The organism is Romboutsia lituseburensis (assembly GCF_024723825.1).
Taxonomy (GTDB): Bacteria; Bacillota; Clostridia; order Peptostreptococcales; family Peptostreptococcaceae; genus Romboutsia_F; species Romboutsia_F lituseburensis_A.
The window spans coordinates 398749-424120 of the sequence record NZ_JANQBQ010000001.1 but is presented as its reverse complement, the minus strand read 5'-3'; the positions used below and the strand labels follow the sequence as shown (position 1 = coordinate 424120).

Here is a 25372-nt window from a genome sequence, read left to right as displayed (position 1 = left end):
TATTAAGAAAACGTTATGATATAGTTAATAATAGGTAAAATTTTCTAAATTTTCTGTATTTTATTTTATTAAATATACTTTACTCTGTATACTTAAAATAAAAAATAGACTATGCTTAATTCTTTGCATAGCCTATTTTTATATCATTTTCTTTCTTTTTTTAACTTTCTTATTTCTTCTACTTCTAAATATGTTATCCAGTTTTGAGCTGTATTATCTAATTCGCCTGTCATATCAAATAAGCTTCCTATAAACATATTTCCTAACATTTCATACTCTATATCTTCTATATCATTATCGTTTTTATTTTTCATGAAAAAAACCTCCTTTTGTATAATATTTATTATAGGAGGATTAAATATTCTAATTTTTTATTTTAGGGTACTTGAAAATTCTTACATTAAAATAATTTTTATATGCAAAAAATCTACTTCAATAAAGTTAGCTTAATGTAGATTTTTCCACCTTTATTTGTATATTTAATAGCATTTGACAATAAATTTATTATAACTTGTGAGAACTGATTTTTATCTATATTCATATATATATTATTTAATTCATAATCTATACTTATATTTTTATCTAGTGCTTTTGCTTCATAATTATATATTATATTTTGTATTAGTTCTCCTAAGTTAGTATTTTTTCTATTCGATTCACTCGTTTCATTATCAAACTTTGCTAAATTTCTAAGACTACCTACTAAACTCCCTAATCTTACGACCTCTTCTTTTATGCTTATAAGTCTTTGTGGTGTAATTTCCCACACTCCATCGATCATTGCATCTAAATGTCCTTGCATACTAGTTATAGGTGTTCTGAGTTCATGAGATATGTCTGTTGTTAGCCTTTTTCTTAGTAATTCTTGTTTATTAAGTTTTTCTGCCAGTTTATTTATAGATATTATAAGCTCATTTACTTCTTTAATATTACTATTATATTCTAATGCATTGTTATAGTTACCTTCACCAATTACTTTTGCCATACTAGATACCTTTTCTATAAGATTTGATATTATTATTGATATTATTATCGTAGCTCATATGGATATAATACTTATTATAAACATAAATTTATTCATTATATTTAAAAACTCCATATCATTTTCCATGTAATATATAGAGTCATAGTGAATTATTTTTTCATATCCAATTACATTTTTATTGTCATCATATATTTCAAATTTATATTCTTTTAATTGACCATTCCAATTTTGATCTATGCGCTTCATATTTTTTTTATATTGTTTAAAGTATGATTAGATAGCATTTTTTCATCTTTGAAAATACTCCAAATTAAAAAATTATTATTGTCATATATTTCTAATGCTACTCCTTTTCTTATGGCATCTTCGCCTAAGAGTTTTATAGTTTCTACATCCCATTCATTATCATTATATACATTTCTTAAATCAAAAACTAGATGATTAACCTCTGCTTTATTACTATCATCTATGTACTTACTAAACTCTTATTCAAAAGATTTATTCACAAATATAGCTATTACAATTATAGTTAGTGTCATAATATATGGAAAAATTTATTTAATCTATGCAGTCTAATATCTGTCTAGCATCATATCCATTTTTTTTAAAATTTGAGTTTAAATATTCATATTTAATAGGTATAACTTTAAAAATATTAAGAGTTATAGGAAGCTTTTTTATATACTCAAGATTTAACTTTTTTAAGTTAATAATTTCTTCATATTCTTCGCTATAAGTATCTATCATTTGGCAATTTCCCGTAATTTGAAGACCTCTTAAGTTGTCCATACCTGTATACTCTTCGTAAATTGTAATACTTATATTTTTATTTTGAAGTATCCCTACATATTTTAATCCACCTTCTGATATAAAATAAAATACATTATCTTTGTATTCATACTCTATAGGTGTAGCCCTTATAAAATTTTCATATCCGGTAGCAATTGTAGCCGTATTGTGTTTTTTTATAAATTGATCTATACTTTTTTTCATCTCAATTTTAGGAACAGTTTTCTGTTGTCTATCTATGTATTTTTTTATATTTATAGCTGCTTTTACAGCTTCAGTATCTTTAAATTCTCCCATATCTTTAAATGGTACATTTATTATTTCCGAAAAATTTTTTATGCTAGATTTATCTTCTTGTGTTAATTTGCTAAGCACTAATTCTTCATGTATAAAATGATAATATATATTTGCCTTCTTAGTTATATTTTGTATTTGAGTTGAGTATTGGATTCCGTCTTTTTTGGATAATCCAACACAAACTACTATAAGTTTTTTGTTTGTAAAATCAAAATTATGTTTTTCTAAATATTTTATCGTTTTATCTCCTGTCTTCTTTCCTAATAAAGGAATTGCTATAACTATATTTGAATATTTATCTATTGAATTTGGACTATTTTCAACGTCGAGCAATTTAGAATTTCCTACTATAAATGATATGATTTCTGCAGCTTTTCTTGTAGTATTAGAATTACTTTCATATAATACAAGTGTATTATTCATATTATCACTCCTATTTAATTAGCTTAAAAGCTATTTTAATAATTAATTTAAACTTTTAATTTAATTCCTTTAATAAATCATATGTTTTATATAAATCTATATTCAAAATAACCTCTACCCTACCACTTTAATTTATTAAAGTAGTAGGGTAGAGGTTATTCACACTTTGATTTCCATTTAGAAAGCTTTGATTTATATATTTGTATTACTTTTTCTTCATCAATTTTATTATTATATGTTTGGCTTATTATTGCGCTTGCCACTATTATAACATCTAAACATTCTTCTATTATATCTTCTTTAGATTTGTTTTTATAACCACAACCACATGCATTTGTATAACTTAATACAGCTTGTGATACCTCTCCTACCTCCTCTGATAATTTTAAAGTTCTTTCAACTAATGTTTTACTATCTAATACGGTTAACTTTTCTATCTCATCTAAGTCAACTAATTTTTTTTCTTCCATAATATCTCCTTAAACTTAATTGATGTTGATATTAATTAAGTATACTAGAAAATTGCTAATCTGTAAAAATGATTATTATAATATTTTAAAATAAAGTTTAATCAAAATATGTTGTAACTTTTATTATATTAGATTTTTTTTCAAAATTATTTGATATATTTATATTATACAATCTGTTTTTACTATTATTTTTTAAAACTAATAAATCTCCTTCATTTAAATTTATCAAACTATCCATATTAATATCTACACTACCCTCTAAGCAATAAAAAATAATAATCATTTTTTTATTATTATCAATATTCGTTGATAAATTTAAATTTTTTAAAGTTTTACAGTCTATTTTTATATGCTCTAAATTACCATCACAACCTTTATTCATCATCAGATTAAAATCAGTAACTTTTCCATAACTTTTAGTTAGCCACTCTCCTTTAAAACTATCTTGTTCAAATTTATTTAATTTAATTTCATGATGTCCTTCATGCTTTAAATTAAGAGCTCCATCTAAAATCATAATTTTTCTATTTATTCCAGGTAAACTAGTAAACGTAGATTCATTTACACTTACTTTAGCTGAGCTTACTCTAAATATGAAATTTAGCTCACTATATATAGAACTTTCTGGATATATGTATAGCTGAGTTGTAGATCCTCCTGACCAAGAGCTTGTTTTATGTTCATTTTTTCTAATAACCTTTATATCATATGTCACTAAAATCCCCCCTAAAATTAATACATCCATTACACCTATTCAATATCTTTGTTCAAACTCCTTTTCTAAAAAACAGCCACCTCTCTATATAGATGGGGCTATTTTTATGATTAACTTGCCGCAAATAAAACTCTATATTCTCCTGGAATTAAAAAAATTATAGTATGTGCGGGTATCCAAAATAACGGTATTGTTTTTCCTATAACAAGAGATAGAAACCTATTTAAATCTATTCTATCTGCTATTGATTTCATACTTATATCCTTTATAGATTCATATTTCATATCTAGATATGTGTCTGTTATCTTATGTGTAAACATAAATGTTGGTGCAAATGTAAGATTCATAATAGTAGATGTAAAAAATGCAAACACAAATTTAGATTTTCCTCCTGGTAATAATTTCATTTCTAATGCCCTCGTTACCCCTGCATCAAAGATTCTAAATATTAGAGTAATTACAACCCTTTTTATTCCCCATATATAATCTCCTTTCTTTTCGATTTTACATTTTATTTTATATTTTGCTTTTTATCTACAACTTTGTACTTTTTTTGCTTAATTCCTTTTTAATTTTAAATTTTTTATACAAAAATACCAAATATAAAAACTTTATATTTAGTATTAACTTATTTATATATACTATTGATAATCTTCATTAAATTTTCTTTGCAACTAAATTGAAACTCTTCTAAATCTACACATTTAACTTTACATATATGTCTATATACTTTTTTAATTTCATTAGGCATTCCATAAACACCATTGACCCATTCTAATGCTATTGGACCATCTGTTTCTGCCAATAGCTTATTTACTGGTATCTCTTTTATTATTTCTATTGTTTTCGTATTTGAATATAAATCTACACTTGCTGTAAAATAGCACTTTAAATCTATTAATTTTAATAAAGTATCTTTATCTCCAGAATACCAATGTATTATTGTTTGGTTAGAAATATCATACTTTTTTATTAAATCTAGTACTAGTTTTTCTGCACCTTTAGTATGTACATTTATGTATTTTTTGTATTTTTTTGCACAGTCTAAAAAGTATTTAAATACCCTTATTTGATTTTCATAAGTTGATTTATCTTCTACCCAATGAAAATCCAAGCCTACTTCTCCAATTAATGGAGTTGTTTTTATATATTTTTCTAGCTTTTCTAAATTGTATATTCCTTTATCAACCTTCCATGGATGTATTCCAAATATCGGTATAATATATTTGCTTTTATTTGATATTTCTAAATTTTTAATATAACTTTTTTCATCCATTGAACAGGCTATTGTTTTTATCTCCTCGTTATTGATTATATTTATTGCCTTATCAATTGTTTCATTTGTATAAAAATCTAAGTGATTATGAAAGTCTATGTACATGTAGTCTCCTTAATTTTTTAATCTTTATTTATCCATTTTTAACCTTATTTCTATATATTTTGTTTTCGTCAAACCTATCTATATATTCATTTTTTCATTACTATATCCTATTGAAATTAAAGCATACGGCACCAAATTCTCAGGTAAATCCAAATCTATTTTTGTTTTATCAACTACTTTATTTTTTGGAAATATTCCAGTCCATTAAGAAGCTAAGCCTTGGTGAGTTGATTCTAGTAGGATATTTTGCCACTTGCCCCTAGATCTTGTATCCATTTACCAGCTTTTAAAAATCGTTCTTTATTCCCAAGAACTGCTATACATATAGGATCATCTTTTATATGTTTAGCTCTATGCTGCACTTTTGATAGTTGATGTAATACTACTTTATCATCTATTACAACAAACTCCCATGGTTGAGAATTTTTTGAAGATGGAGCTTGCATTGCCGCTTTTATTAATAAAGTACTATATACCCATTTTAGCATATATTTAATTATATTTTAAAACATTCCACAACAATGAATTATTTACATTTATTTAGATATTTTTTATAAATAATCAAAAATATTTATCAGGTTACAAATATTTAATTTTTATTTAATTTTTATATAGCTTTATTATTAAGATATAATAAAGCTATATAAAAACTATTATATGGAGGAAATATATATGAGATCACATGAAGTTGACTTTAAGTTGTATGGAGATGATATGCAGTTTGTAGAAATAGAGCTAGATCCTAAAGAGACAGTTGTTGCTGAGGCTGGAGCTATGATGATGATGGATCAAGATATTACTATGGAAACTATATTTGGTGATGGTAGCAAAAATGGAGGCTCTAAACTATTTGGTGCTGCAAAAAGAATGCTAACAGGTGAAAGTCTTTTCATGACAGCTTTTACAAATGATGGATATAATAAACAAAAAGTATCATTTGCTTCTCCTTATCCAGGTAAAATAATTCCTGTTGATTTAGCACAAATTGGCGGTAAACTAGTTTGTCAAAAAGATGCATTTTTATGTGCCGCTAAAGGGGTAAGTATTGGTATAGATTTTAGAAAAAAACTAGGAGTTGGCTTCTTTGGTGGAGAAGGATTTATTCTTCAAAAACTTGAAGGAGATGGACTTTGCTTTATACATGCGGGTGGTACTATTGTAAAAAAAGAGTTAGATCCAGGAGAAAAATTAAGAGTCGATACTGGTTGTTTAGTTGCTATGACTAAAGATATTAACTATAATATAGAATTTGTTGGTGGAGTAAAAAATAGTTTATTTGGTGGTGAAGGATTATTTTTAGCTAGCTTAACAGGTCCAGGTAGTGTATGGATTCAGAGTTTACCATTTAGTAGACTTGCTTCTAGAGTCTTTGCTTCTGCTCCACAAGTTGCTGGAGATGGCAGAGATGAAGGAAGTATTTTAGGTTCTTTAGGTAGCTTATTTGAAAGATAGCATTAACTTAAAATAAAAAAGTCTGGTTTCAATCAGGCTTTTTTATTTTAGATGTTAATAATAAAAAATATTTTTTATTACTTAATTCTTATATTTTATTCTCAGAATATTATTTTTTCATCATGCACCAATATGAAACATTTTCTACTGGCATATTGCCAGTTTCTAATATTTTAAATCCAAGTTTCTCGTAAAAATTTAAATTTATAAAATTTTGAGTTTCTAAATAACATGAAATGTTTTGGCCTTCAATTTGTTTTAAAATATACTTTATCATATGGCTACCATATCCTTTATTTTGGTATATTGGATTAATACCTATTAGCGATATCTTTATAAAGTTATCTCTCATATATAGCTTTTCTTTTGTATATAAGTAGTCTAAAATATCAACTAATTTTTTCATATTATTTCTACCTAAAGTGCCGATTAACTTTATACCGCCTGATCTAAATACCTTTATAGGTGTCATCACATCTTCACCAGGTAGTATTATTAGTACACCTTCATATTTATCTGAAATTGTGTATACTCTTCCATATTTCAAACCATATTTAATTCTCATTTCAAAAAAGCGATCTAAATATTTTTTCCTTTTGTTTTCATCCGGAAATAAGTTTATATATAATGGATCCTTCTCTAAGGATAAAGTAAGAACCTTCGCTAATTTAATTAATTTATATTTTTCTAATTCTAATATTTGTTTCATAATACTCTCCCCATTCTACCTTTTAACTTTGCAAACAGTTTATCATACTTAAATAAATGATACAATATAAGTAGTTAAGCTATTTACTTATTATATGAATAGTATAAATATATACTAAATAAAAAAACCTCATACACACAACTGTGTAATACAGCTATACTATAAAGGCTTTATAAAAATAAATATTTTAATTTAATATCAAATAATCTAGAAGTTTTAATTATATACTAGCTAAAAATCATTTAACAACTAAAGCATAATACTTTAATATTTCTGTAAAGGATTTTTTTCATTCATAATACTAGTATCTTCATATTTCAGCATACTCTATTAAGGTTTCAATAGCAAGACCTGCCCTCCTCATACATTTAATAAACTCTATCCCATTACAATCTTCTTTTAAATAGTTTCTTCTTACTCTGTTATCACGATTTATATTCGCTATAAGTCCTATTTTTTCATAATAACGTAATGTGTCTTGAGAAAATCCAAATTTCTCACTTACTTCTGTAATCGTCATTCTCTTACGCTCCTGGCTATAATATCTTATTAAAGTTTTAAACAATATAATTTATTTGATACCTTAAGTATATCATAATACTTTGAGTTAACTCTAAGTCAAATTAATTTTTTAATAATTTTATTCTACTAGGTAATTTTATGTTTTTCATTTTTAATTAACCGATTTTATTTTAAATAATAAAATCGGTTAATTTTTTCTATTTATATAGATTAACTACTTACTATATCAGTAGTTAATCTATCTCTATCATTTTTCCATTTATTGCATATATTACAAATTCACATATATTTGTAATATGATCACCTATTCTTTCTAGATATCGACCTACAAATAAAAGCTTCACTCCTTGATTTATATTATGTTTATTTTTGTGCATCGCGCTTAAGGCGTCTATATGAACTGCACTATATAATTCATCTACCACATCATCTTGTAATCCGGTTTTATGGGCTAGCTTCGGATCATTATTCTTTAAAGCATTCTTCGCACTTTTTAACATTCCTATAGTTACATCCTTCATCTTAGGAATATCTATAAGCTTTTCTACATGCTCCTCAGTTCCTATTTTTATAGTTTCCATAGCTATATTTACAGCATAATCTCCAACTCTTTCAAGCTCCATAGATATAGATCCTAGTGCATAGATTATTCTTAAATCTTTTGCTAAAGGTTGTTTAAGTGCCATTAGTTCAATACTTTTTTCTCTTATATATTCTCTTAAATCGTCTATTTCATCATCTAGAATCAAAATATCTTTAGAGGCCTCTAAATCTTTTGATACCATAGCATCTACTGATTTTGACACTATATTTTCACACTTATCCATCATTTCACATGTCATATCTATTAATTCATTTATGTTTACATCTAAATTGTTTAAACTCACATTTTTACCTCCTTATTCAATTTAATCTTAGCCAAATCGCCCTGTTATATAGTCTTCTGTTCTAGAATCTTTAGGGTTTGTAAATATGGTTTTAGTATCATCAAATTCAACTAATTCTCCGCTTAAAAAAAACGCTGTTTTATCAGAGATACGTGCTGCTTGTTGCATGTTATGAGTTACTATAACAATCGTGTATTTACCCTTCATCTCTTGTATAAGTTCTTCTACTTTTAATGTTGATATTGGATCAAGTGCTGATGTTGGTTCATCCATAAGTATCACTTCTGGTTTCATAGCTATAGCTCTAGCTATACATATACGTTGTTGTTGACCTCCTGATAATCCAAGAGCTGATGTTTTTAATCTATCTTTGACTTCATTCCATATAGCTGCATCTTCTAAACTTTCTTGTACGATTTTGTCCAATGTAGTTTTATCTTTTATGCCATGCACCTTAGGCCCATATGCTACATTATCATATATACTCATTGGAAACGGGTTTGGTTTTTGAAATACCATTCCTACTTTAGTTCTAAGCTTTATAACATCATCACTTTTGTAAATGTCATCTCCATCAATCTTTATCTCACCTTTTATCTTTACATTATCTATTAAATCATTCATTCTATTTAATGTCCTTAAAAATGTAGATTTTCCACATCCTGATGGGCCTATAAATGCTGTTACCTCATTTTCATCTATATCTATATCTATCCCCTTTAAAGCTTTATTGTCACCGTAATATAATTCTAAATTTTTAACACTAATTTTGGACATATCGCACCTCTTTTAATAATTAGCTTTATTAAATTTCTTAGTTATTAATTTAGCTAAAATATTTAAAATTAATATTATAACTATCAAAACAATACCTATTGCTGCCGCTTCTTGTATATTTCCTTTTTCTTTTGTTACTAAATAGGCTTGAACTGTTAATGTTCTTGCACTTTCAAATATACTCATTGGCATTTTCGCTACTGTCCCAGCTGTAAGTAAAATTGCTGCTGATTCTCCTATTACTCTTCCTATTGATAATATAAGTCCAGAAAGTATTCCTGGCGTAGCACTTGGAACTATTACCTTATATAGTGTTTGAAATTTAGTAGCTCCAAGCCCCAGTGATGCTTCTCTATAACTTTTGGGAACTGTTTTCAATGATTCTTCTGTTGTACGTATTATTAATGGTAGTATTATTATTGAAACAGTCAATGCCCCTGATATTATAGAGTAATTAAGTCCTAGTACTACTACAAAAAATATTCCTCCAAACAGTCCATATACTATTGATGGTATTCCTGCTAAACTTTCTGTTGCAAATCTTATTATTTTTACTACTTTACCTTGTTTAGCGTACTCTTGTAAATACACTGCAGCTAATACGCCTATAGGAGTTGCTATAAATATAGACAAAACTATTGTATATAAAGTAGCTACGATCATAGGCAAAATTCCACCTTGACCATTAGCTGAGTAATCACTAAATAAAAACGTTGGTGTTATCAAACCTATTCCATTTATAAATATAAATCCTACTATTGTAACTAGTATCGCTACTGTAAATACTGCACATAGCCATACTAATAAATTTAAAATAGTCTCTTTAATTTTTCTCATATTATTTTCCTGCCTTATTTGAGATTTTAGTTAATATTAAATTTAGTATTAATATAAACATGAATAAAACAACACCTGTTGCAAATAACATTTCTTGGTGTGTTCCAAATGCATATCCCATTTCTAGTGCTATATTTGTTGTAAGCAATCTTACACTATCCATAATAGATTTAGGTATTATAGGTGAATTCCCTGCTACTAATATTACGGCCATTGTTTCTCCTATCGCTCGACCAACACCAAGTACAACTGCCGCTAATATCCCTGACTTTGCGGCTGGAAGTATCACTTTAAAAGTTGTTTCTGTCTTTGATGCTCCAAGTGCTAGTGAACCTTCTTTATATACCTTTGGAACTGCCTTGATAGCAGTTTCTGAAATAGTAATTATGGTTGGCAGCATCATTACTGACAATACAACTATTACTGCGAATAAACTTTGTCCTTTTGGCAATTTAAAAATCTTTTGTATATTAGGAACAATAAATGTAACTCCAAAAACTCCATATAACACTGACGGAATACCTGCTAATAGTTCAACAGCTGGTGAAATAAATTTACTAATCTTTTTCGGTGCTACCTCTACTATAAACGTTGCTGTTAGTATTCCTATAGGTGCACCTATTATAAGAGAACCTATAGTTGCATATAGAGAGCCTAATATCATAGGTAGTATCCCAAATTTGTCATTACTTGGGATCCACTCTGTTCCAAATAAAAACTCAGACAAAGAATATCCTTTTACAATAAAAGGTGTTAAACCTTTATAAAACACAAATCCTATAATTAAAAGTAAACTAAGTACAGCAACTAAGGCACTAATTAAAAATATTTTTTCTGTTATAAATTCAACTATATATTTATTTTTATTACTACTATCTTTAGAGTTGGTTAATTGATTATTCCCTTCCATGATGATAACCTCCAAACAAAAAATCTCTCTGCCTATATAAAGAGAGAGATTTTTTGATCTAAATGAATTATTTTATTTTTATTAGACCATTTTCTTCAACTATTTTTTGTCCCTCTTCACTTAATATAAAATCTATGAATTTTTTAGATTGTTCAGTTCCTTTATCTTCTTTATATACTAGTAAAAATGGTCTTGAAATTTTATACTTTCCATCTAATACATTTTTTGCATTAGGCTCTATACTATCTACATTTAAAGAATTTATGCTATCATCTATATACTCAAATGATATAAATCCTACTGCATTTTCATTAGTTGTTACAGTAGATTTTATGTTACCTGAGCCATCTCCTATTTGAGCATCTTTAGTAAGTTCTTCTGATTTATAACCAACTATTTCTTGAAATGCATCACGAGTTCCTGATCCATCTTCTCTACTTACTACAACTATTGGAGCATCTTTTCCTCCGATATCTTTCCAGTTTATTATTTTTCCAGTATATATGTCTTTTATTTGAGCTATTGTAAGGTTATTAACAGCATTTGCTTTATTAGTTATAACTGATATACCATCATAAGCTATTTCTACTTCTTTAAGTCCAGCATTTTTTTCTTCTTCTTTTAAGTCACGAGATGACATTCCTACTTGTACTGTTCCATTTATAGCATCCTTTATTCCTGCCGACGATCCAAGTTGATTTACTTCTACACTTATATCACTATTTGACTTTTTAAAAGACTCTGCCTCTTTCTCTATAAGTGGACCTACTGAAGTTGATCCAGATATAGTTACATTGCTACCTACCTGCTCTTTAGATTTTCCACACCCTACTGCCATTGTAAGTACTAACAATATGTTAAAAAATACAACTAATAACTTTTTACTTTTCATGTTAATCCTCCATCATAGTTTAAATTTCAATTTGTTTTATTATGCCACTACTGCACTAATTTTATTAATAAAGTAAAATTTATATAAATACTACTTAAATAAATAGTTACAAAATAAAAAGTAACAAACTTTTTAAAATTTGTTACTTTTTTAGTTTAAATTTATTACTTTTTCATGTATATTTTACAGCTTACTTAAGTATGAGTTAACTCTTCATTTGCAAAAAAACGTGTATTTTACTGGATTTGTAATAAATTTACAGTATAATTTTTATACACTTATCTATCCTTGAAATTTCAACTGTTACACATATTTAAATTGTAACTATTTTGTTACCAATTTAAATTTTTATTTAGATTTACTGTTTACAAACTCAAAAATATGTATTAAGATTAATTACAAGCTCAACAAGTTACAAAAAAGTAACAAAATTTTTAAAAATGACTAATAAAAAACTAAACGGTTAATAATATATAATTTTGATTTAAAATTGGAGGAGATTACTATATGAGTATGAATAAAAAATTGAGGAAATCATTAATAATAACTTTAGGATTGACGATAGGTGGATTTTGCGCAACTACTAATAGTATATATGCAGCACAAAACGAAATGGTAAATGCTGATAGTCTAAATGTCAGGAAAGGTCCTTCTATACAATATGAAACTGTAGGTTCTTTACAAAAAGGTAGTGTAATAGAAATATTAGAAACTAAAGATGGATGGAGCAAAATTAAACTTTCAGAACAAAAAGAAGGTTGGGTAAGCTCAGACTTTACAGTTAAGGAAAAAGGTAGCGTAACTGCTAGCAAGTTAAATATAAGAAAAGGACCTTCTACTGAGAATGATAAGATAGGATCTTTAGAAAAAGGAAAAGCTATAGAAATATTAGAAACAGAAAATAACTGGTTTAAAATAAAGTTAGAAAATAAAAAGACAGAAGAATTTGGTTGGGTATCTTCAGAACATATATTCACTGAATCTCAAAAGATAAAAGAAGAAAAACAAAAGGCTTTAGATGCACAAAATACAGTTAAAAATAATACTATTGTTTCTAATGTATCATCTAATCAAAGTTCAGATACTTTATCTAATACAAATTCTAATGAAGAAAATACATCTTCATCAACTAATGGTAGAACTTTAACTGTAAATGCAAGTGCATATTCAGGGCATACTATAACTGCTACTGGAACAACACCTAAGTGGGGTACAATAGCTGTTGATCCATCTGTAATACCTTATGGAACTAAAGTATATATACCTATGTTTGATAAAGTATTTATTGCTGAAGACTGTGGTGGTGCTATAAAAGGAAATAAAATAGATATATTTATGAACAGTGAGCAAGAATGTGTAAACTTTGGGAGAAAAAATATAGAAATAAAAATATTAGGATAAAGTTGGTATATTAGTGTATTAATACATCAATTTCTATTCAAAGTAATATACTATTTATTAAATTCAAATAGTATATTATTGTACTAAAAAGGAGTTGTAAAAAATTTACAACTCCTTTTTTTATTTTAATGATGAGAGCAGCCATCATGATTGCAAGAATGATTTGCAGGAAACTCATTTAATTTATTTTCTTTTAGCATTTGTAAATTTGATGATACGTTACCTTCGCAAGCTCTATAAACTTTTATTCCCATAGAGTTTAATTTCATTATAGCCCCTTGCCCTATTCCACCAACTATAACTGCATCAACAGTTTCACCTGATAAAGCTTTTATTGGCTGACACTTTCCATGTTCATGTCCTAAATCACCATTTCCTATTGATCTAACTTCATTATTATCTAAATCACATATAACAAACATTGGAGCTGATCCAAAATGATTAAATGGAACGCTTTCCATTCCTTTGTTTTCTTGTACTGGTATACATACTTTCATCTTATTTTTCCTCCTCTAATCTTTTTTTACAACATTTTTTCATAGATTTACAATTTGTTTTACAATCTAATATATTAAATTCATGTATATCAAATTTTTCTTTATAATCTTGTAAATCTTCATTAATTAAAGATCCTAAAAAATCTTTAGATTTTTGAAATAAGTCTTTGTTTATATGGTATATAACATAATAACCATCTTTATATCCAGTTATTAGATTATTTTGCTTTAGGACCTTTATATGTTGAGAAACTGCAGCTTCTGATATGTTAACATGTTTTGCTATTCCTTTTGCACATACGTTTTTATGGGCTAGAAGTAACAGTATTTTTACCCTAGTTTCATCACCCATTGATTTAAATACATTTAATATGTCTTTCATATACACCTCTTAACTAGTTAAGTAATTACTTAATTAAATTGTAGTCCTCTCGTGTTTATATGTCAAGAGTAGTTTTATAAATCTATGATTTTATGAACGTATAAATAGTCATCTCACAATCTAATTAGTAAGTATCCTTAATTCAAGAACAGTAGCTACTCATATAACATCTGATTTAAGTATGCAGGAACGCCTATTATTTTTATTTAAAATTATTTATTATAATAATATAGTAATTGAATATATATAAAAAGCTATCTTAAAATAATTCATTTTAAGATAGCTTGTCCCCTTAACACCAAACCCTCACCTATTCTAAACTAACATTTGGTAGTAAATTGTAAATTGTACACTTGTTATACCTAAAAATACTTTTAGGATTTAAATTAAATTGTATTCGGCTAAATTTTAATAGTTTTGTATCACCGTTAATACTGTCCAAGTTTTAGAAATTTAACTTAATTTCCAAAGGTTTTTAATGTTCACTTTTAGATAGGCTACTCACTTTGTATTACATTAATTCTGTTAACCAGTTTTGTTCTTGAATCTTCATATCTAATTCTCTATATTTTTTTGAAAGTACATCACATTCTTTCTGTAGCTCAGATACATTTATTGTAGATATAAATTTTACTTCTGATTGACTATATCTATCTATTCTTATACTAGCTTCTTCTATTATAGATACTAATATATTTCTTTTTCTTTTTATATTATCTCTAGTACAAATTGCATCAGCCAATGTTGTATTTTCTTCAAATTTAGTTTCATTATTTGTTTTATTTATCCTTTTTATTAACGCCTCTAATTCTTTAAGTATTGATTTTAATTCATTTAATAGCTCTATTGGATTTTCAGAAACCATTTCACCTTCTTGAACCTTAGCATTACTAGTTATACGATTTTTCAACTCATATATTTTATTTTGATAGTCAGATCTTATTAAAAGAGCTTGTGCTAATTTCATACTTTATCTCCTATGTTAAATTTATATATTTAAACTATGTATACAATAATTAATATATATTAATTATTGTATGTTTTCAAGTTCTTTACCATTTATTAGTGTTTATACCTAATTAATTTCTCTACAATATAAAACATACCAAAAACGAATTTTTCTAACTTCAACCTCATATGTTCCATCTTTTAGTTTAAAGATGATTGATTTGTTTTTACCTAAAAAAGATACATTGTCAATAAATTCTACATTGTTTATACCTTGATCATTTATAATAGTTTCTCTTATTTGACTTTCTGTTGGATATGTATCTATATTATATATCTCAATATAAAACCCTTTTTTCATAAAGTATTCCCCCTTTAGTATTTAAATTTTGTAATAAGCAATTATTATAAAATTTAATAATGCATTTTTAGCATCACCATTTCTAATATCTTTCTACATATCTTTACTGTAACTATTATGACAATAGAAAACGAAATAGCTTCTAATGAGTTATCGTAAAATTTAAAATTAATCAATTCATTAATTGAAAAACCGTAACATAATAATACAAATAATGTAAAATTCCAATTTATCAGAACGCTCACTAGCTTTTGAACATGTCCATACTTAAACCTATTTTTAGATATAATTAATGTTTTACTAGAATTTTTTGTATCTTTAAAAAAATCTAGAATACCATATTTTATAATAACACATATCGATAAACTTATTATAAATGATATATCATACGCAAATGTTAAAAATAAAGATACAACTATTATAAGTAAAAAAATTACACTATTTGTCATAACTTTAAAAATTTTTCGTCCAAATAAAGTTAATAAACCAATTCCCAATATTAATTCCATAACATCGTTCCTTTCTTAAATTATATTTATAACAATATTACTTCTATATTTAGATAATTGTTTCTTTAAATGAAATTATATCCTTCAAATAAAAATTAAATTCATCAAGTATATTCCATTTTATATTATATCATTTTAACCAAAGTCTCTGTGAAACAATTATATTACAATTATTTATAGTTAGATAAGATTTTAAGTACGATTTTAATTAAAATAAACGTCGTAGATATTTGATAAACAAACTTACTATAATGAAAAATACAGTACAATAAATTATTTGTACTGTATTTTTCATTATAAAAACTATTATTATAATTTTATATTTTTTGTTTATTTAATTTCAACTTATTAATAGTAATTTATTTGATACACACATCCCTACACCAATTACAGTTTCTATATGCATCAAATGCTGTATAGATGGTTCAAATAATATAGTAGCATTAGGTGATATCTCATCATCGCCTTCCCATACAGCTATACAAATATTAACTTTAGGAAGTACTTTAAATTCATACCCTTTATCACCAAACTTAATATATGATCCACCTAATTTTAATGCACTTTGTTCAAATACATTTATATTTTTTCCGAATTTCTTTATAAGTTCTAATATTGAAGCTTTATAAAATGCAGGGTAAAACAATGTCCCTCCATTTGGTATCTCCTTTAAGCTTACCCATCTATTAGTATTAATTATGTTTTCTGTTGAGTATGTAAGATAATTTAAAATAATTATAGCATCTGAAATTTCAGGTATAGACCTATCTTTCTCTCTATATATAGTTTCACTGTCAAAGTCTAATACATAGTCCTTTTCAAAAAACGGAACTATATATTGTCTTTTATCCGTATAATATTTCACATTCAATCTACGTTCTACATCTGTAGGATCTAACTGTTTCAACTTACTCCATTCATTATCGTATGCAACTTTATAATTACTTTTCATATCATAGGCCCCCCTTTTATAGTATATATTTAATTATAACTATTTTTAATAACTTACAAGTATAATTTTATTAAAAATTCTATAAATATAATAAAATTAATAATAAAAAATACAGTACGAGTTTTGTACTGTATCTTTTATTAAAATGTATAAATTTATTTTATTAAGCTATTCATTCCAAGTCTTTTGAATTCTTCATCCATTCTAGATTTATCTATATCAAGCCTTAATCTATTTATATCTAGTTCTTGAATTTCGTCTATATCCGTTTTTATAGTTGCTAATTTTTTACTTATAATCGCATCTTCTTTGTATAAAAGCAAGTTTTTTATAGGCGTTCTTTTTATTCCTAAACTTTCCTTAAAAAATGCATTAAGCTCTTTTTCTTTGGCTTTATCTAAATTTTCTAAAGCTTCATATATTTTTTCTATTGATCCATAGTGGGATACTAAAGGTCTACTTGATGTTTGTCCAACATTCTTAACACCTTTTATATTATCTGACTTATCGCCTTCTATTGCTTTTATATCTATTATTTGTATCGGCTCTACACCTTTAAAATATTTTACATATTCAGGTGTATACTCAAATACACCATTTGGCAATTTAAATCCTTTTTTATCTATTTCTAATTCTTTATACATATCATCGCATTTACCTGTTACCATCCATAATTTTGTGTATTCTGATACTAATTGAAGGTAATCTTCATCTTTTGTGTGTAAATATATATTTATATCTTTTTCAAATTTTTTAACTAAACTACCAGCAAAATCATCTGCTTCATAATCTGAATTAGAAAAGACTGGTATATTTATTTTTTTAAGCATTTCTGTAAGCAATATAAATTGGCTTTTTAATGGGTATGGAGTTTCACTTCTGTTAGCCTTATATTCTGGATCGATTTCTCTTCTAAAAGTATTTCTACTTCTATCGAGCACAATAGCCAAGTGAGTTATTTTTTGAGATTCTATTAATGGCAATAACGTTTTAAAAAACATATATATCCCATTTGTGTATTCTCCTTCTGGTGACCTCATTAATTTAGTATATGCAAACTCTTTTTGTTCATCTGTTTTAGCGAATAACAAATCTCTAGCTGTTGCATAAAAACTAGTTGATAGTAGAGATGAACCATCCACTATTAATAGTTTTTCTTCTATATCATCTTCAAAAATATCTTCATCCATATCTACCGCTTCGAATTGATCTAAGTTAAAGTCTAAAATTATATTACTCTCTTCTTCAATTTCTATTTGATTATTATTTAGAGTTGTTTTTCCTCTTAGATCTGTATCTAACTTAGAACCTACATAGCTATTTAATCTTATATATTCTCTTCTTGATTCTCCTTCTCTATTTTTAAAATCCTCATTGTACAAAGTTTTTTCAAGTTCTTTTATATATTTTAAATGTTCTTCAGTAATTTCTTTTTTAAAGTTATATAGTATTACATTATCATCTTGTTTTTCACTTTTATCTTGTTGTTCTAAAAAGTCGAATAAGTTATTCATAATTGCTCCTTTATACTTTGTTTATATTCCATCATTATATTTTACCACTTAATAAACTTTATATCTATAATTAAGTAGTTTCAAAAAAACAACCCTAACCAGTTGGTTAGAGTTGTTTTAAAATTGGAGGCGACACCCAGATTTGAACTGAGGATCAAGGAGTTGCAGTCCACTGCCTTACCACTTGGCTATGTCGCCTTATCCCTTACTATATAAGTATATGAATTTATTTTAATTTTGTTACTATATTTATATAGATTTAAAATATTTATTATATCTTAACTTTTTGAATATTTTTTCTCAAATTGTTTATTAGTTCATTACTTATATTTGAATTTTTTAATTTATAAGCTAGTAGACATGACCCTTCACTAGGTTCTAATATTGGTTCTATAAATTTAATATTATATTCACTTAGATTTTCTTTTAATGGATTTAATATTAATTGATTACTTTTAAATACTCCTCCTGAGTAAGATACTAAAATTTCATCATCGAAATTTAATTCATTTATTATCATTTTAACTAATAAGCTTAATTCATACGCGGCTTCATTAAAAATTCTAATAGCATTTTTATCCCCTCTTATTGCACTATCATAACATAAACTAGAAAATTCAGCTATCTTAGTTCTATCTTTTTTTATTTTATTAAGTGCATAATCTATTATCTCAAAATCATCATTTATATTTAAAACATCTCTTATATGATAATATAAATCACCTTTATCTAATCTATGATCTGCCTCTTTTGAAAACACCTCTAATGTTTTTTTACCTATCCAGTGCGCAGATCCTTCATCTCCTATATAATCCCCCCATCCACCGCATCTTACAGTTTTTCCATTTAAGTCTTTTCCTAGTGCAATAGATCCGGTTCCACTTACTATATTTATTCCACAATTTCCTGCAAGAGATCCTTCAAAACCAACTTCAACGTCATTTCCAATTGCAAAATTAATATTATTTAATATATTTTTTACTATTTTATCTAATCTTAATTTTGCGCTTTTAACCTCCCCATATCCAGGCAGACCTAAAAATACAGATTCTATCTCATCTATTTGTATATCATTTTGTTGCAATAAATTATATATACCATTTTTTAATATTTTTTCTACTCCATCAAATCCAATTTGTTCATAGTGACTTGTTCCATAGATTAATTTATCTATTTTAACACCTTCTTCATTTATTATTGTAAATGTAGTCTTAGTTCCTCCACCATCTATTCCTATATAATACATATTTTCCTCCTAGCATTTATAGTTTTCATAATAATTGTAGTAAATTTACAATAAAACAATATGTACTATTTTTAGTTATTTATAAAATATATTTACTTATTTGAGATTAATAAATACAGCTAGATAAAAATATCTAGCTGTATTTATTAATTATCAAGATTATATTTACTAACTTTTATTTCATTTGAAAATATTTTTATATCTTTTTTATTTATATATCCAGTTTCCATATATAATGCATTTGACATTCCACATGAATTAGCAAGTTTTAAACACTCTTCCCAACTATAATCATTTATCACTCCATATGCAAATCCAGCGATAGACGAATCTCCACTTCCTACGGTATTTAGAATCTCTATTTTTGGTATTTTAACATCATATATGTGCTCTTTATTTAAAAATATCATGCCATCTTTTCCCATTGAAATACATACATTTTTTACACCTTTCTCTAAAAGAAATCTCGAAGCATTTATGGCATCTTCTTTATTATTTATTTTTTTATGTGTTAATAATTCTAATTCGTCTCTATTAGGCTTTATTAAATATAAATTTTCATTAATAGCCATTTCTAAACTTTTTCCACTTGTATCTAATATGAACTTTACACCTTTTTTTTCGCAAATTTTTCCTAATCTTTTATAATAATCAACTGGCATCCCTTGGCTTAAACTTCCTGACACTACTAAAACCTTACTACTCTCTAAAACTTTATCTAATTTAGATTCAAAATCTAATATATTATTTTCGTTAATATTAGGACCTTTTTCAAGTATCTCTGTACTATTTTTATCTCCATCTATGATATTTAAACAAATTCTGCTTTCTCCGTCTATTTCGGTAAAATTATTAACAATCCCAGCTTTATCTAATTCATTTTTTATATATAATCCATTATATCCACCTAAAAATCCCAAACATCTTGGATTTTCACCTAACTGTTTTATAACTTTAGCTACATTTAATCCTTTTCCTCCTGCTGTTGAATTTACGAAGCTTGCTCTTTGGACCATACCTATTTCAAATGTGTCTAGTTTATATAGTCTGTCTATGGATGGATTAAACGTTATAACTGTAATCATATGCTTTATTCTCACATTTACACATTTTTATTTTTTCAACTACTACATCATACATAGCTTTTTTTGCTGGAACTAAATATTGTCTTGGGTCTGATGCATCAGGATTTTCATTAAAATATTCTTTTATAGCACTTGAAAACGGCATCTTAAGCTCTGTAGCTATATTTACCTTGCATATACCTTTATTTATAGCTGTTTGTACTGAATTATAAGGTACACCTGATGCTCCGTGAAGCACTAATGGTATATCTACTAACTCTCTTATTTTATCTAGCCTTTCAAAATCTAACTTAGGCTCTCTCTTATATAAACCATGTGCAGTTCCAATAGATACAGCCAAAGAATCTACCCCTGTTAATTTAACAAACTCTAATGCTTCATTAGGATCTGTTAAAAATGAATCTTTTTCATCTACTACTAATTCATCTTCTATACCACCTAATTTACCAAGTTCTGCTTCTACAGTTGCCCCGTACTTATGTGCAAAGTCTACTATATCTGTTACTATTTTTACATTTTCTCTAAACTCGTGTTTTGAAGCATCTATCATTACAGATTTACAACCAAGAGTTATAATCCTTTTTATATCCTCTACGTTTTCATGATGATCTAAGTGGAATGTTAATGGTATATCATTAATTTCATTTGCTTTTTCTATTATCGCTAATAAATAATTTTCATCTGCATACTTGACTGTTGAAGGTGTTGCCGCAAGTATTACTGGTGATTTCAAATCACTTGCAGCTTGTAAAACAACTTGTATTGTTTCTAAATTATGAATATTAAATGCAGGTATTGCATATCCCTGTTCTTGTGCTTTTATTAACATTTCCTTTGTAGAATTTAAACTCATATTCAAACGCCCCTTTTATGTTTTTAAATTATAGTTCATATAATATATAACTACTATCTATTATTAAAAATTAATTTTTAAATTAAATCGTGTAATATTACTCCTTGAACAACTCTATTTACCTCTCCTGTTGGACATGGATTATCAGGTGTTATATTTAAATTAATTGATTTTAAGAAAGATAACATTTGACCAAATATGATTTGTTGAAGTGGAAGCAATGCTTCATTTTCTACACTATAATTTATATTATCTAGTTCAAATATATAATCTGCTTTATCAGATATACTTTTATCTATATTACACCCAACAACAACAACTTTATCTTCTTTTCTATGAGCTAACATCTCTCTAGTTAAATCTAAATCATACATTCTTGTATAATCATAATTAGATATATATATGACAGTTATTGTAGTATTATCTATTACAGATTTTGGTCCATGTCTAAATCCAAGTGGTGTATCATAATTTGAATTAACTATACCTCCTGTTAATTCTAATATTTTAAGAGCGCTTTCTCTTGCTATAGCTTTAGATGTTGATGATCCTAAATATACTATTCTCTCAAATTTTTCATTCACTAATTCACTAACTTTATGCGTGTTATTAACTAAGAAATTGTTAACACTTACAGATAATTTATCAACATCCTCTACAAACATTTCGATATTACTAATATTAAATAGAGCCATTGTACTTAAGACCATCGTAGTAAAACTACTTGTCATAGCAAATCCTAAATCATTAGTTTCTTTTGGCATTAATAATAATAAACTTTTTTCATCTTCTTTAGTGTTTTGTGCTAATTTACCATCTTCGTTACAAGTTATTATGACTTGATATAAATTATCTACAAGTTGATTAGCTAATTTAACTGCATGGACACTTTCCGGTGAATTGCCTGATCTTGCAAATGATATCAAAAGCGTTGGAATACCTTTTATCAAATAACTTTCTGGACTTGCAACCAAGTCTGTTGTTGCTATAGCTTCTACTCTCTTATTTAATAAGTTAGTTAAATAAGGCTCGCAAGTTTCTCCTGCAAATGCTGATGTTCCTGCACCCGTAAGTATTATCCTACTATCCTCTATATTAAAAAAATTATTCATAAAATCATCTATTTTATTTTTATTGTTTTTAATCTTTAAAACAGCTTCTTTCCAAGCTTTAGGTTGTTGTAGTATTTCTTTCGCTGTATTTAAACCATTTATTTCATTTAATTTCTCAAGATCTATACCTAATAATTGCTCGCCTATTTTTTCCATTGTATCTTCCCCCTTATTAATTTATTACACTATCATTGTATATTTTTATTACATATATGTATTTGTAATTTTATACTTCTATTTTGTATTTTTGTATTTAATATATATTGTTGTTTGATGTGTGCTATATTAAAAATATGTAATAAATAGTTTGAAATTGTTAATTGAAAACATGTTTAGTAACTATATTTTAACTAATAGGAGGATTTTTAAATTCTATGAGTCATTTAACTTTACTTATAAAACCAAGTTCTAGTGAATGTAATTTAAATTGTGAATACTGCTTTTACAAAGACATTGCTATAAATAGATTAGTTTACAAAAATAGATTTATGGATCTTGATACATTAGAAAATATAATAAAAAAAGCCTTATCAGAGGATATATACTCTTGTAATTTTATGTTTCAAGGTGGAGAGCCAACCTTAATTGGTATAGAGTTTTATAAAAATGCAATTTTATTTCAAAAAAAATATAATAATAGAAATGTAACTATAATCAACTCAATTCAAACAAACGGTATTAATATAGATACTGATTTCGCTCTTTTTTTTAAGGAAAATAAGTTTCTAGTTGGAGTTTCACTAGATGGTCCTAAGAAAATCAATGATTTTCATAGAAGTACTTTAAATAATTTAAGCTCTTTCGATAAAGTTTTAAATGGAATAGAATTATTAAAAAAACATGAAGTTCAATTTAATATCCTTTGTGTTATAACTAAAAAAAGTTCAAAGCATATTAATGAAATATACTCTTTTTATAAAAATATGAAATTTAAATATATACAATTTATTCCATGCATCAAAAAATTTGATACTTATTATCTTAATAGTGATGAACTATATTATTTAAATAGTAATGATTACTACATTTTTTTAGACAAACTTTTCAATTTATGGTTTGACGATTTAGTGCAAGGAAATTTTATTGAAATCAGAAATTTTTTAGATTACATTGCAGTTTTAAAGGGATATACACCTACAAGCTGCGGTATGGGCGGTTTTTGTAGTTTACATACCGTTATAGAATCTAGTGGAGATGTTTACCCATGTGATTTTTACTGCCTTGATGAATGGAAATTAGGAAATATAAATAGTGATACTTTAATAGATATAAAATGCTCTGATGTATGTAAAAATTTCTTTCAACGATCTCTATATGTACATGATAAATGTAAAATATGTAAATACTTTAAATTATGTGGAGGTGGGTGTAGACGCAACCTAGAACCTTTTATTGACAATAAACCTTCTTTTAATTATCAGTGTCATGCAATTAAAATTTTTTTTGATAAAAATATAGATAAACTTTGCTTTGCATCTGATTTACTTACTTAAGTGATTTTATTTTTTCATCCCCTGTAAGGTATAAAGAGAGCTTTTATAATATTTTAAGCTCTCTTTTAATCATCACATCAATTGCTTAACTCTCTTTTAAAATAATGCCATGTATTCCAAACAGATACTAATTCCCATCCTTCATTACCATATTCATTTAATAGTTGCGACGTTTTATTAGAGTCCCCAACTATCATAACACATTTGTATTCGTACTTTACCATCCTAACACCTCAAATTCTCTTTTATTATTTTATATTAAAAAATACATGTCTATATTCTACTTATGAGAAACATTATTTTATTTATTTAACTCTATTTTAATTATATTAATATTAATAATTCCAAATAAATTTTTAATTGATTTTTGTCTTATTATATCCTACACTTAACTTGAATAAAGATTTTAATACTACTATGGCAATTTTCAAGGGGGAATAGAAAATGAAAAAATTAATTGTAACTGACAGAAGTGCCTGTCAAGATTGCTTATCATGTGAAATAGCATGTTCTCAAGCATTCTATAAAGCATATGAATTAAATACGTCTTGTATAAAAATAGGACATAAAAAAGATGATTCTATAGATGTTAAGGCATGTAACCAGTGTGGATTATGCGCTAGAAAATGTCCTCAAGAAGCTATAACTCAAAATGCTAAGGGAGTTTACATGATAAATAAGAAAAAATGTAATGGATGCCTTACTTGTGTTGAGGCCTGTCCAAAAGGTATAATAGCTAACGCCGAAGGAAAACCTGTTCCTTCTAAGTGTATAGCTTGCGGTATATGTGTTGATGCTTGTCCAATGGGTATACTTCAAGTTCAGGAAGGATAATTTTACATATATTAGGCTATAAATATTATTAATTTTTATAGCCTTTAATTTTTTTATCTTTTTTAAAGTTTTTTTAAATTTTTTATTTACAACTTAATCATATATATGTATAATAAGTTTTAAATAATATAAATTTTAA

Annotated in this window: 32 protein-coding genes and 1 tRNA gene; 4 read left to right on the top strand and 29 right to left on the bottom strand. The window is 26.3% G+C overall.

Going from position 1 to position 25372, the window contains the following annotated elements:
* Positions 1-143: 143 nt before the first annotated feature.
* From NWE74_RS02105 to NWE74_RS02065, 9 genes are all read right to left on the bottom strand, one after another.
* The gene (locus NWE74_RS02105; RefSeq protein WP_258241586.1) at positions 144-314 is read right to left on the bottom strand and encodes a hypothetical protein; all 171 of its coding nucleotides are present in this window, start codon (positions 312-314) and stop codon (positions 144-146) included.
* Positions 315-427: 113 nt separating this feature from the next.
* The gene (locus tag NWE74_RS02100; RefSeq protein WP_258241585.1) at positions 428-985 is read right to left on the bottom strand and encodes a sensor histidine kinase; all 558 of its coding nucleotides are present in this window, start codon (positions 983-985) and stop codon (positions 428-430) included.
* A 54-nt stretch (positions 986-1039) separates the two neighbouring features.
* Positions 1040-1231 (bottom strand): hypothetical protein, encoded by a 192-nt coding sequence (locus tag NWE74_RS02095; RefSeq protein WP_258241584.1) that lies wholly within the window; start codon positions 1229-1231, stop codon positions 1040-1042.
* A 312-nt stretch (positions 1232-1543) separates the two neighbouring features.
* Positions 1544-2494, bottom strand: coding sequence for a pyridoxamine 5'-phosphate oxidase family protein (locus NWE74_RS02090; RefSeq protein WP_258241583.1), 951 nt, complete (start codon positions 2492-2494; stop codon positions 1544-1546).
* A 155-nt stretch (positions 2495-2649) separates the two neighbouring features.
* On the bottom strand, positions 2650-2964 hold the full coding sequence (locus NWE74_RS02085; RefSeq protein ID WP_258241582.1) for a MazG-like family protein: 315 nt from the start codon (positions 2962-2964) through the stop codon (positions 2650-2652).
* A gap of 97 nt (positions 2965-3061) precedes the next feature.
* Positions 3062-3679: a HutD family protein gene (locus tag NWE74_RS02080; protein WP_258241581.1), complete on the bottom strand. Its 618-nt coding sequence runs from the start codon at positions 3677-3679 to the stop codon at positions 3062-3064.
* A 110-nt stretch (positions 3680-3789) separates the two neighbouring features.
* Entirely contained in the window at positions 3790-4086 is a 297-nt protein-coding gene (locus NWE74_RS02075; RefSeq protein WP_258241580.1) for a hypothetical protein, read from the bottom strand.
* A 221-nt stretch (positions 4087-4307) separates the two neighbouring features.
* Positions 4308-5060 (bottom strand): TatD family hydrolase, encoded by a 753-nt coding sequence (locus NWE74_RS02070; RefSeq protein ID WP_258241579.1) that lies wholly within the window; start codon positions 5058-5060, stop codon positions 4308-4310.
* Positions 5061-5293: 233 nt separating this feature from the next.
* Complete coding sequence (locus NWE74_RS02065) at positions 5294-5548, bottom strand: nitroreductase family protein (RefSeq protein WP_258241578.1); 255 nt, start codon at positions 5546-5548, stop codon at positions 5294-5296.
* 184 nt (positions 5549-5732) lie between these two features.
* Here NWE74_RS02065 and NWE74_RS02060 point away from each other — a divergent pair, with 184 nt between their 5' ends.
* Positions 5733-6512 carry a TIGR00266 family protein gene (locus NWE74_RS02060; RefSeq protein ID WP_258241577.1) on the top strand — a complete coding sequence of 260 codons (780 nt, stop codon included), beginning with the start codon at positions 5733-5735 and terminating at the stop codon, positions 6510-6512.
* Positions 6513-6621: 109 nt separating this feature from the next.
* Here NWE74_RS02060 and NWE74_RS02055 read toward each other — a convergent pair whose 3' ends face one another.
* The 7 genes from NWE74_RS02055 to NWE74_RS02025 form a co-directional block, all read right to left on the bottom strand.
* The gene (locus tag NWE74_RS02055; RefSeq protein ID WP_258241576.1) at positions 6622-7221 is read right to left on the bottom strand and encodes a GNAT family N-acetyltransferase; all 600 of its coding nucleotides are present in this window, start codon (positions 7219-7221) and stop codon (positions 6622-6624) included.
* Positions 7222-7531: 310 nt separating this feature from the next.
* Entirely contained in the window at positions 7532-7741 is a 210-nt protein-coding gene (locus tag NWE74_RS02050) for a MerR family transcriptional regulator (RefSeq protein ID WP_330666268.1), read from the bottom strand.
* Between the two features lie 235 nt (positions 7742-7976).
* Positions 7977-8630: a phosphate signaling complex protein PhoU gene (phoU, locus tag NWE74_RS02045; protein ID WP_258241575.1), complete on the bottom strand. Its 654-nt coding sequence runs from the start codon at positions 8628-8630 to the stop codon at positions 7977-7979.
* Positions 8631-8657: 27 nt separating this feature from the next.
* Positions 8658-9407 carry a phosphate ABC transporter ATP-binding protein PstB gene (pstB, locus tag NWE74_RS02040; RefSeq protein WP_258241574.1) on the bottom strand — a complete coding sequence of 250 codons (750 nt, stop codon included), beginning with the start codon at positions 9405-9407 and terminating at the stop codon, positions 8658-8660.
* Positions 9408-9419: 12 nt separating this feature from the next.
* Positions 9420-10244, bottom strand: coding sequence for a phosphate ABC transporter permease PstA (gene pstA / locus NWE74_RS02035; RefSeq protein WP_258241573.1), 825 nt, complete (start codon positions 10242-10244; stop codon positions 9420-9422).
* A gap of 1 nt (position 10245) precedes the next feature.
* The gene (gene pstC / locus NWE74_RS02030) at positions 10246-11154 is read right to left on the bottom strand and encodes a phosphate ABC transporter permease subunit PstC (RefSeq protein WP_258241572.1); all 909 of its coding nucleotides are present in this window, start codon (positions 11152-11154) and stop codon (positions 10246-10248) included.
* Between the two features lie 67 nt (positions 11155-11221).
* Positions 11222-12046 (bottom strand): phosphate ABC transporter substrate-binding protein, encoded by an 825-nt coding sequence (locus NWE74_RS02025; protein WP_258241571.1) that lies wholly within the window; start codon positions 12044-12046, stop codon positions 11222-11224.
* 507 nt (positions 12047-12553) lie between these two features.
* Between NWE74_RS02025 and NWE74_RS02020 the strand changes: the two genes are divergently transcribed.
* Positions 12554-13447: an SH3 domain-containing protein gene (locus NWE74_RS02020; RefSeq protein ID WP_258241570.1), complete on the top strand. Its 894-nt coding sequence runs from the start codon at positions 12554-12556 to the stop codon at positions 13445-13447.
* A gap of 125 nt (positions 13448-13572) precedes the next feature.
* Here NWE74_RS02020 and NWE74_RS02015 read toward each other — a convergent pair whose 3' ends face one another.
* The 12 genes from NWE74_RS02015 to NWE74_RS01960 form a co-directional block, all read right to left on the bottom strand.
* Complete coding sequence (locus NWE74_RS02015; protein ID WP_092725208.1) at positions 13573-13944, bottom strand: NifB/NifX family molybdenum-iron cluster-binding protein; 372 nt, start codon at positions 13942-13944, stop codon at positions 13573-13575.
* Position 13945: 1 nt separating this feature from the next.
* Entirely contained in the window at positions 13946-14326 is a 381-nt protein-coding gene (locus NWE74_RS02010; RefSeq protein ID WP_258241569.1) for an ArsR/SmtB family transcription factor, read from the bottom strand.
* Between the two features lie 511 nt (positions 14327-14837).
* Positions 14838-15293, bottom strand: coding sequence for a DIP1984 family protein (locus NWE74_RS02005; protein WP_258241568.1), 456 nt, complete (start codon positions 15291-15293; stop codon positions 14838-14840).
* A gap of 108 nt (positions 15294-15401) precedes the next feature.
* Positions 15402-15635, bottom strand: coding sequence for a hypothetical protein (locus NWE74_RS02000; RefSeq protein WP_258241567.1), 234 nt, complete (start codon positions 15633-15635; stop codon positions 15402-15404).
* A 53-nt stretch (positions 15636-15688) separates the two neighbouring features.
* On the bottom strand, positions 15689-16144 hold the full coding sequence (locus tag NWE74_RS01995; protein ID WP_258241566.1) for a hypothetical protein: 456 nt from the start codon (positions 16142-16144) through the stop codon (positions 15689-15691).
* 340 nt (positions 16145-16484) lie between these two features.
* The gene (locus NWE74_RS01990) at positions 16485-17096 is read right to left on the bottom strand and encodes a DUF3786 domain-containing protein (protein ID WP_258241565.1); all 612 of its coding nucleotides are present in this window, start codon (positions 17094-17096) and stop codon (positions 16485-16487) included.
* Between the two features lie 155 nt (positions 17097-17251).
* Positions 17252-18610: a 5'-3' exonuclease gene (locus NWE74_RS01985; RefSeq protein WP_258241564.1), complete on the bottom strand. Its 1359-nt coding sequence runs from the start codon at positions 18608-18610 to the stop codon at positions 17252-17254.
* Positions 18611-18734: 124 nt separating this feature from the next.
* Positions 18735-18808, bottom strand: a tRNA-Cys gene (locus tag NWE74_RS01980).
* A 73-nt stretch (positions 18809-18881) separates the two neighbouring features.
* Positions 18882-19856: an N-acetylglucosamine kinase gene (locus NWE74_RS01975; protein ID WP_258241563.1), complete on the bottom strand. Its 975-nt coding sequence runs from the start codon at positions 19854-19856 to the stop codon at positions 18882-18884.
* A 146-nt stretch (positions 19857-20002) separates the two neighbouring features.
* Positions 20003-20941, bottom strand: coding sequence for a 1-phosphofructokinase (pfkB, locus tag NWE74_RS01970; RefSeq protein WP_258241562.1), 939 nt, complete (start codon positions 20939-20941; stop codon positions 20003-20005).
* Positions 20919-21794 (bottom strand): tagatose-bisphosphate aldolase subunit GatY, encoded by an 876-nt coding sequence (gatY, locus tag NWE74_RS01965; RefSeq protein WP_258241561.1) that lies wholly within the window; start codon positions 21792-21794, stop codon positions 20919-20921. The genes pfkB and gatY overlap by 23 nt, the downstream gene beginning before the upstream one ends.
* A gap of 77 nt (positions 21795-21871) precedes the next feature.
* Positions 21872-23062, bottom strand: coding sequence for an SIS domain-containing protein (locus NWE74_RS01960; protein ID WP_258241560.1), 1191 nt, complete (start codon positions 23060-23062; stop codon positions 21872-21874).
* Between the two features lie 218 nt (positions 23063-23280).
* Between NWE74_RS01960 and NWE74_RS01955 the strand changes: the two genes are divergently transcribed.
* A complete protein-coding gene (locus tag NWE74_RS01955) occupies positions 23281-24399 on the top strand; it encodes an anaerobic sulfatase maturase (protein WP_258241559.1) in 1119 nt (372 codons plus the stop codon).
* A gap of 77 nt (positions 24400-24476) precedes the next feature.
* Here NWE74_RS01955 and NWE74_RS01950 read toward each other — a convergent pair whose 3' ends face one another.
* Entirely contained in the window at positions 24477-24623 is a 147-nt protein-coding gene (locus NWE74_RS01950) for a DUF4177 domain-containing protein (RefSeq protein WP_258241558.1), read from the bottom strand.
* 220 nt (positions 24624-24843) lie between these two features.
* On the opposite strand from NWE74_RS01950, the gene NWE74_RS01945 reads away from it, so the two are divergent.
* The gene (locus NWE74_RS01945; protein ID WP_258241557.1) at positions 24844-25233 is read left to right on the top strand and encodes a 4Fe-4S binding protein; all 390 of its coding nucleotides are present in this window, start codon (positions 24844-24846) and stop codon (positions 25231-25233) included.
* Positions 25234-25372 lie beyond the last annotated feature (139 nt).